An 8,303-nucleotide genomic window follows, 5' to 3' on the forward strand; every position below is an offset into this window, starting at 1 on the left:
ATCCGTACGCCGGCGGGGGCGACGGCGGCGGCGACGCGCCGCTCGATCCGTACGCCGGCGGCGGCGACGGCGGCGGCGACGCGCCGCTCGATCCCCACGCCGGCGGGGCGCGGCCCGACGGCACGGCGGCGGCCGACGAAGTCGGCGGCACGCGGTCGCGGGTGCGCCGTGAGTTGATGCTGTGGTCGGCGGCCTACGGATTTGCCGCCGGCCGCGCCATCGCGGATCCGGCCAGCGACGCGGCGCCGGCCGGCAGTTTGCTCGGCCTGGGCGCGGCGGTCGGAGCGAGTTATTGGGCCACCCGCCGCTGGTCGATCGGCGAGGCCGACGCCCAGGCGATCGAGTCCGCCGGCACGTGGGCCGCGGTCGAGGCGGCGTTTCTGACCCACGCGATCGGCGGCGTCGATCACGACTACACGCAGACCGACGGGTTCGTGTCGGTTGCGATCGGCGGCGCCGTCGGCGTCGGCGCGGGCGTGGCGTGGGCGGTCCGGGGCGAGCCGCGCGGCGACCGGATCGCACTGGCCAACTCGCTCGGCCTATACGGCCTGGCAGGAGGGTTGATGTTCGGCGTGGCCCTCGATCCGCCGGAGCCGGAGGCGTACTCCGTCAACGCCGTGGTCGGGTCGGTCGCCGGGCTGGCCGTCGGCTGGTGGCTGGCCGACCGCGTGGACACGTCGCGCGGCCGGCAACTCAAGGTCGACATCGGCGCGGCCGTCGGCTTGGCGGCACCGTGGGCGCTTGTGTACCCGCTGGTCAAAGACGACGGGACCAACGACGACGAGCAGGCGGTCGGCGCGCTGTCGATTGCGACGATGGCGGCGGGCGGCTACCTCGCGTGGCGATTTACGCGCCCCACCGCCAGCGAGCCGACGGCGCCCGCGCCGGTGCCGGCCGTCGCCCGGCGCGGCGTCGACGGTCGCTGGTCCCTCGGCGTGCCCGTCCCACGGCCGTTCGAAGATCCGCGCCTGGCACCGCCGGCGGCCGCGTGGTCCGTCGGAATCGATCTCGTCGGAGGCGTGCTGTGACGGCGGCGTCGAAGTGGGCGGCGCTCGCGCTGGCGGTGGCAGCGGCCGCGTGCGGCGCTCGCGCACCGAGCGCGGACGACCCCGGTGCGGTCGCCGACCGGTTCATCGACCGCTACGTGGTCGAGGCGGACCAGCGTGCGGCTCTCGAGTTGGCCGACGGCGTCGCGCGCACGCGGCTCGAAGACGAGATGGAGCAGGTGCGCGCCGTGCGGGGCGCCGGAGCGCCTCCGAGCGGCGCGCGGCCGCGCGTGTATTGGGAGCGCGTGTCGCTGCGCACCGACGGGTCGCGGAGCCGAGCGGTGTACGACGTGCGCCTTTCGTTCAGCGGGGACGAAACGCGACGCCACGTGCTCGTATCGCTCACGCGGCGCGACCGCGGCTGGCGGGTGACGAGCTTCGTCGTGCGCGACGGTCCCGCGGCGCGCCGGTGATCGGCCCCCGCGCCGACCCCGAGGCGAGTTCATCGCGTCGCGCGCACCGCGCCCGGCTACCGAGCGCGGCGGCGACATTGTAGAGTTTCGCGCGTGGATCCAGCAGTCGTATCGGCGCTGCGCTGCCCCGTGTGCAAATCCGACACGCTGTCGGCGGCCGGCGGTTCGTTGACGTGTCACCGGTGCGATCGGCGCTACCCGCGTGCCGCCGCCGGCTACATCGACCTGCTCGACGTCGACGGGGAACGCGCGCCGGCGACGGCGGCGCAGCGGTTCATGGAAAGCGAACTCGTCGCGCGGATCTACGAGCGGTTCTGGCGCCCGTTCATGGTGCGCGCGCTCGCCGGGCCGGGGGCGGCCGGCGCCGCGGGCGGGTTTGCGGGAGAGCTGTTCATTCACAAGAATGCGCTCGGAGTCGACGACCGCGCCGGGCCGTGGCTCGACTTGTCGTGCGGTCCGGGGCTGTTTACCCGCGCGTTTGCGGCCGCGGCGCCCGGCCAATCCATCATCGGGCTCGACATCTCGCGGCCGATGTTGGAGGAGGCGGCCAAGCGCACGCGCGCCTATCCGAACGTGACGCTGGTGCGCGCCGACGCGCACGATCTGCCGTTCGCGGACCGCCAGCTGGGCGGAGTCAACAACGCCGGCGCGCTGCACGTCTACGACGATCCGGATCAGGTCTTTCGCGAGGTCTTCCGCGTCATCCGGCCGGGAGGCGTCTACGTCGGCAGCACCTTCGTCGACGCGGCGCGCCTCACGTCGCGGCTGGCGTCGCGCCTGTCGGGCATTCGGCGCTACGACCCGCACGAGCTGCGCGCGCAGCTTTCGCGCGTCGGCTTTGCGGAATACGAGGAGGTCCGGCTGGGGGACGGCTTCGTGTTCAAGGCGAAAAAACCGTGACGCGGTCGCACCGGCGCGCGGATTTGCCGTGAAACCGCCAACAATTCTTACAGGTTGACCCTCGCGGCGACGACCGTTAGGGTGGCCGATAGCGGTATCACCGGGAGATGGGGATGACACGATGGACGGCATACGCGCTGGCGGCGGTCGCGGCCGGCGCCTGCGGGCGTGGCTTCGATGCGCGGCGGGATCCAGTGGACACCGGGACGTTCGGCGAGACGGTCGCGACGCTGGTGTGCAAGCGGATCGCGTACCTCGAGGACCTCGCCGCCTATGAGGCGGGCCGGACGGACCGGGTGGACGTCGCCGGCGATCGCTACCGCGACGAGTGCCGCTTGGGCTTGCCGTTCCCGGTCGACGCGCCCGACCGGCTGCACGCGCTGCACGCGGTGCGCGACGATCTCGTCGCCGCGATCGACGCGACATTCCCCGAGTCGTTTCTGCCCGACCTGCAGACGCTGCTCACGTCGGATGCGTTTTTGGCGCTGTACGACGACGGGACGGTCGACGCCGGGGTGGACGCGCTGATCGGCACGCTCGACCTGCTGGCGGCCGATGGCGGGTTCACCGCCGCGCTCGAGCGCTTCAACCACCGGCTCGGCTATCTGCCGGCGCCGCCCGCGCTGGGCGCCGCTCGCGCGCTGGTCCGCTACCCCGGCCTCCACGACCTGCTGTTGCACGTCACCACGGCGATCACGCCCGGGGGCAGCGCGAGCGACGCGTTCGACGCGACGCTGGCGGCGGCCTCGGCCGTGCTGCGCAACGCGGAGCCGGCTGCGGTGCCGTCGGATCCGGATCGCACCGGCGCCCTCGCGGTCGACCTGTTGTTGACCGAGTCGCCGTTGCTCGGCGTCGGGCGACCGCTGCCGCTGGTGCGTCGGGATCGCCGCGGCCTCGCGTTGGTCGCGCCCGAGGGGGGCGAGTTGCCCGAGCCGTTCGTCGACATGGACGCCGACGGCCTCGCGGACGCCGACGCGCTCGGGCGGTTCGTGGACGCAGACGGCCAGCCGATCGCGGCGCCGACCCCGTTCGCCTTGCCCGACGGTGCAGGGGTGCCGTGGCCGCACCGTGATGCGCTCGGCCGCGCGCTCACCGCCGACGACGCGGCGCCGCTGTACCAGTTCGTCGACCTCGACCGCACGCTGCTGGCGGCGCTGGCGCGGGACTCGCTGCAGCTGCTCGATCCCGATCGAGGCACGGCGCTGGACCTCGTGCGCGGCATGGCGCCCCTCATTGGTCCGCGCACGGCGACGTCGCGGACCTACGCCGGCGGCGACCGGATCGACTACACCGGGTTCGACTCCAGCGAGTCGCCGCTGCTCGACGTGCTCTACGGCTACGCGACGCTGCTCACGGACCCGAACGTCTACGACGTACTCGAGCTTGCGCGCCAGCTGTTTCGCGACCACGAAGCCGAGACGGCGCGACTGGTCGAGGCGCTCATTCGCACCGCGCGGTTGGCCGACGGCTATCCAGATGCGGAACTCGAGCCGGGCTCGCCGCTATACGACGATCTCATGCCGGTCATCGCGCAAATCGTGCAGACGCCCGGCCTCACCGAGGACCTGCTGCGGGCGCTGGAGGCGCCGGAGGTCGCCGAACTCGGCCTCCGGTTCGCCGAGCAGATGACGTACAAGGATCGGTTCGATCTCGATTCGGAGACGCAGCAGGTCGTCGGGTCGTTCGCGACCCCGGTCGACCGCGATGCGCCCGACTCGGGATTCAACCGGTCGTTGTTTCAGCGCATTCTGCACCTGATCCACGACGCCAACGGCGCGCGACTGTGCAACAAGCAGGGCGCGGTGATTCGCGATCCGATCCTCGGGATTCCGATCGCGACGTACGACGAGTGCGAGCTGCTGCGCATCGACGATCTGGCCGTGTTCTACGTGCAGTCGATCGCCTATGCGAAGGATGCCGCCGGCAACGTCATCTACGACAACATCGACGGCGTCCCGACGCCCCGGCCGAAGGCGCGGTTCCCGTTCACGTTCAACAACGCGCTGATCTCGGCAATCGTGAACGACGACCTGCTCGAGTCCGAGTCTGGGATCGAGGGGTTCCGCTTCCATCCGACGCCGCAGGCGCTCAATCGCGCCCTGTTTTTGGATCCGATGCCGGCGTTTTTGGCCGACGCCATGGACCCGGCGCGTTGCAACGAAGGGGATCGATTCATCGATGCGCACGCCGGTAGCCTGTTGGTGTGGGAACTCAACGATTTCTACGACCAGGTGCGGCCGATCGCGCAGGCGTTCGCCGATCACGACGCCGAGCACTTGTTCGTCGAGCTGCTGTCCGTACTCCACGAGCACTACCCGTCGCGCGCGTCGACCGATCACCAGCAGGCGGATCCGAACGGCAAGGGGTACGCGTTCGCGTCGGACATCGTGTCGTACGAGCCGCTGCTGATCGATCTCCTCGAACGCCGCGATCTGCTCGACGCTCTCGTCTACGGGGCGCCGGTGGTCAACGGGATGACGGTCAACGGACGGCCATCGGTGGACGTACTCGCGGACGCGGCCCGGTTCCTGGTCGTGCCGCGCGCGGGGCTGACCGACCGGTATGGCCAGACGGCGACCGAGACCGAGGACGGCCGCCCGGTCGCGGAGCTGTCGCCGTGGTACTTGCTCGCCGACGCACACAAGCGCAAGCGCGCCGCGCTCGCCGAGGCGGGATCGGCCGCGGCGGCGTGGCGCGAAGCGATCAGCGAACTGGTGGACGTCCTGCTGCGCGGCGACGCGGTAGTGGGCGTCGGCTGGCGGTTTCGCAATCCGCGGCTGCGCGGCGTGACGGTCGCTCTGATCGACTACGTCGAAGCACGCTTGCGCGCGCACGATGCGGCCGGCGATCGGGACGACTGGTTGCTCCGCGATTTGCCGCAGCGCGTCGACGACCTGGTCACGGGGCCGCTGCTGGCGGCGGGCGCCGACCTGATCGCCGCGCTCGACGCCGATCCGGCGGCGCGCCGCGACCTCGAGGCGGCGCTCGCGTACCTGGTCGACGAGGTCGGCGACGAAGACGTGTTCTGGACGTCGGTCGCGGCGGCCGCCGACATCCTTCAGCTCGCACTCGATGACCGCGACATCGTTCCGATCGCTCGCGCTCTCGGTGAGGTGCTGCGACCCGAGCGTCACTTGATCACACCGCAGCTCGTGTTTGCGCGCGACGCGCGCGCCGGCGACGAAACGCGCGCGCTGGCCGGGATGCTCGAGAACTTGTTCGTCGAACACCGGCCCGGTCACACGGCCGTCGGCGACATCCTCGACGCCATCACCGAGGTCAACCGCGCCCGCCCGTGGGAAGATCTCGGTGAGCCCTACCGCGCCGACGACTATCGCGCGGCGCTGTCGGCGGTCGCCGAGTTCCTCGGCGAGGAGCGCCGCGGTCTGCACAAGTTCATCGAGATCATCCGGAGCCGGCGACGATGACGCGCGCGCTCGTGGTCGCGGCGGCGATGTCCGCGGCGTTCGCGCCGGCGGTCGCGCGCGGCGGTGGCATGTTCTTGCCGACGCGCGGTGTGCGACCGACGGCGCGCGCGGGCGCGTTCGTCGCGGGCGCCGACGATCTCGGAGCGCTGTGGTTCAACCCGGCGGGCCTCGCCGCGCTGCGCGGCCGCGGTGCGCGCGCCGCTCTCGTCGACGCGAGCTTCGTGTCGCAGCGGGTGTCGTACGCGCGCATCGACTCGGGGTTCAACGAGCACGAGCCCGTGGAGGACGAAAACCCCGGACTGCCGATTCCGACGCTCGGCCTCGCGTTCGGCGTCGGCGACGACGTCGTGGTCGCGGCGGGCGTGTTGGCGCCGTACGCGGCGCTCGGCCGCTATCCGGCCGACGGTCCCCAACGCTACTCGCTCGTGGACCTGTCCGATGCCAAGATGGCGATCGTCGAGGTGGCTGCGGGTTGGCAGGTCGGCCGCCGGTTGCGTCTGGGCGCCGCCGTCCAGAACCTCGTGTCGTCGCTGACGTCGACCGTCGTGTTCAATGGCTGCCCCGGGCAGACCGTCTGCGCGCCGGAGGATCCCGAGTTCGACTCGCTGTCGCGATTCGAACAGAGCGACGCGTTCAGCCCATCCGCCGTGGTGGGGGGCCAGTACTCGCCACACGACCGCGTGCGCGTGGGCGCGGCGGTGCAGCTCCCCTTTCGCGTCTCCGGCGAGGGACGAGTGCGGGTCGTCCTGCCGTCGTCCGGTTTCTTCGACGGCGCGTCGGTGCGGGGAGACCGCGCGTCGATGGCGTTCACCTTGCCTGCGATGCTGCGGCTCGGCGTCGAAGTGTCGCCCGCGGCGCGGTGGCGCGCGGAAGTGGCGGTGGATGTCGAACTGTGGTCGATGCACGACGAGTTCGCGCTCGAGCCCGAGGACGTCGCGATCGAGAACGCGGCGGGCGTAGGCACCTACGAGATCGGTTCGCTGCGCGTCCCGCGCGGATTCGACGACAGTGTAGCGGTGCAGATCGGCCTCGAGGGCCAGCCGTGGGCCGCGCGGCCGCTTACGGTGGCGTTCGGCTACGCATACGAGACGTCGGCTGTGCCGGACCGCTATCTGAGCGTGATGACCGTCGACGGGGACAAACACCTTGTGGCGGCGGGCGTCGGCTATCGCCTCGGCGCGACATCGCTGTACGCATCGGCGTCGTACACGGCGATGGCGGACCGGGACGTCACCCCCGAAGAGGGCCGTGCGCCGCAGCTGTCTCCGATTCGCGACGACAACCAGGACATGCCGCTCGACGTCTACGTCAACTGGGGTCGGTACGAGGCGTCGTGGCTGACGGTCGGGCTGTCGCTGGCCCGCACGTTCTGACGGCCCGCGCGGCGGACGCGGCCGGCGTGACGAGTCCCGATGGGCCGTGTCCCGGTGGTAAGATCAGCGCGTGGGGGTGCGCCGCATCCTGATCGTCGACGACGATCGGTCCATGTTGTCCGCGGTGGCCGACATGGTTCGCGATCAGGGGCACGAGCCGCACACGGCGACGTCGTGGACGGACGCGCTCCGGTTGTACCGGCAGGTGCGTCCGGACTGCGTCCTGCTCGACGTCATGATGCCGACGATCGACGGCTTCAAGATGGCGCAGCTGCTCAAGCGCGAAGAGGAGGGCGGTTTCGTGCCGATCATCCTCATCACCGGGCTCGGCGACGTGGAGTCCAAGCGGCGCGGGATGGCGTCAGGCGCCGACGACTTCCTCACCAAGCCCGTCAACGCCGTCGAGTTGGAAATCCGGTTGGCGTCGATGCTGCGCATCAAGGATCTGGCCGACCAACTCCAGCGCGCCAACGACCAGTTGGCCGAGCTCGCCGCGACCGACGGGCTCACGCAGCTGCGAAACCGCCGCGTGCTGTACGAGCACCTCGAGCGCGAGTTCGCGAGGGCGCGTCGCTACAAGCACCCGCTGGCGGTGTTCATGCTCGACGTCGACCACTTCAAGCAAGTCAACGACGTGCACGGCCATGCGGTGGGCGACGACGTGCTGCGCGTCGTCGCGCGCGTGATCACCACCCAGACGCGCGAAACGGACATTGCCGGCCGCTACGGCGGCGAGGAGTTCGTCGTGCTCGCCCCGGATACGCCGACGGCTGCGGCGCGGGTGCTCGGCGAGCGCATTCGCGCCGCGGTTCACGCGGAAACCGAGGCGGCCGACGGCGTACCGGCGGTGACGGTCTCGGTCGGGATCGCGACGACCGAATCGGTGCAGCCCGCGCAGTTCGAGGACCTGCTCCACCTTGCGGACGAGGCTCTGTACCGGGCCAAGAAGCGCGGGCGCAACCGGGTCGAGCTGGCGGGGCGCTAGGAGGCTGTTGCGTATAGGCGCGCCAGCGAGGTGGCGAGATGCGAGGCGAGGTTCGGCGGACGCCCGCAGCGCACGAGGGCGCGTATCAACATACGGTACCGAAGGGCGCGAGGACGTACGCCGAAGATCGCCCGCAGATCGCGACCGCAGCCAGCGGC

General features: G+C 71.3%; 6 protein-coding genes. All 6 read left to right on the top strand.

All coding sequences use genetic code 11. The features are described 5' to 3' along the window. The coding region (locus D6689_06165; protein RMH43084.1) for a hypothetical protein at window positions 1-1,028 on the top strand (1,028 nt) is incomplete at its 5' end. Beyond that, on the top strand, window positions 1,025-1,459 hold the full coding sequence (locus tag D6689_06170; protein RMH43085.1) for a hypothetical protein: 435 nt from the start codon (window positions 1,025-1,027) through the stop codon (window positions 1,457-1,459). The genes D6689_06165 and D6689_06170, both read left to right, overlap by 4 nt. 93 nt (window positions 1,460-1,552) lie before the next feature. Beyond that, window positions 1,553-2,359, top strand: coding sequence for a methyltransferase domain-containing protein (locus D6689_06175; protein RMH43086.1), 807 nt, complete (start codon window positions 1,553-1,555; stop codon window positions 2,357-2,359). A 194-nt stretch (window positions 2,360-2,553) separates the two neighbouring features. Then, window positions 2,554-5,787, top strand: coding sequence for a hypothetical protein (locus tag D6689_06180; GenBank protein ID RMH43087.1), 3,234 nt, complete (start codon window positions 2,554-2,556; stop codon window positions 5,785-5,787). After that, window positions 5,784-7,160 (top strand): hypothetical protein, encoded by a 1,377-nt coding sequence (locus D6689_06185; protein RMH43088.1) that lies wholly within the window; start codon window positions 5,784-5,786, stop codon window positions 7,158-7,160. The genes D6689_06180 and D6689_06185 overlap by 4 nt, the downstream gene beginning before the upstream one ends. 70 nt (window positions 7,161-7,230) lie before the next feature. After that, complete coding sequence (locus tag D6689_06190; protein ID RMH43089.1) at window positions 7,231-8,145, top strand: diguanylate cyclase; 915 nt, start codon at window positions 7,231-7,233, stop codon at window positions 8,143-8,145. Window positions 8,146-8,303 lie beyond the last annotated feature (158 nt).

The organism is Deltaproteobacteria bacterium (assembly GCA_003696105.1).
Lineage (GTDB): Bacteria > Myxococcota_A > Polyangia > Haliangiales > J016 > J016.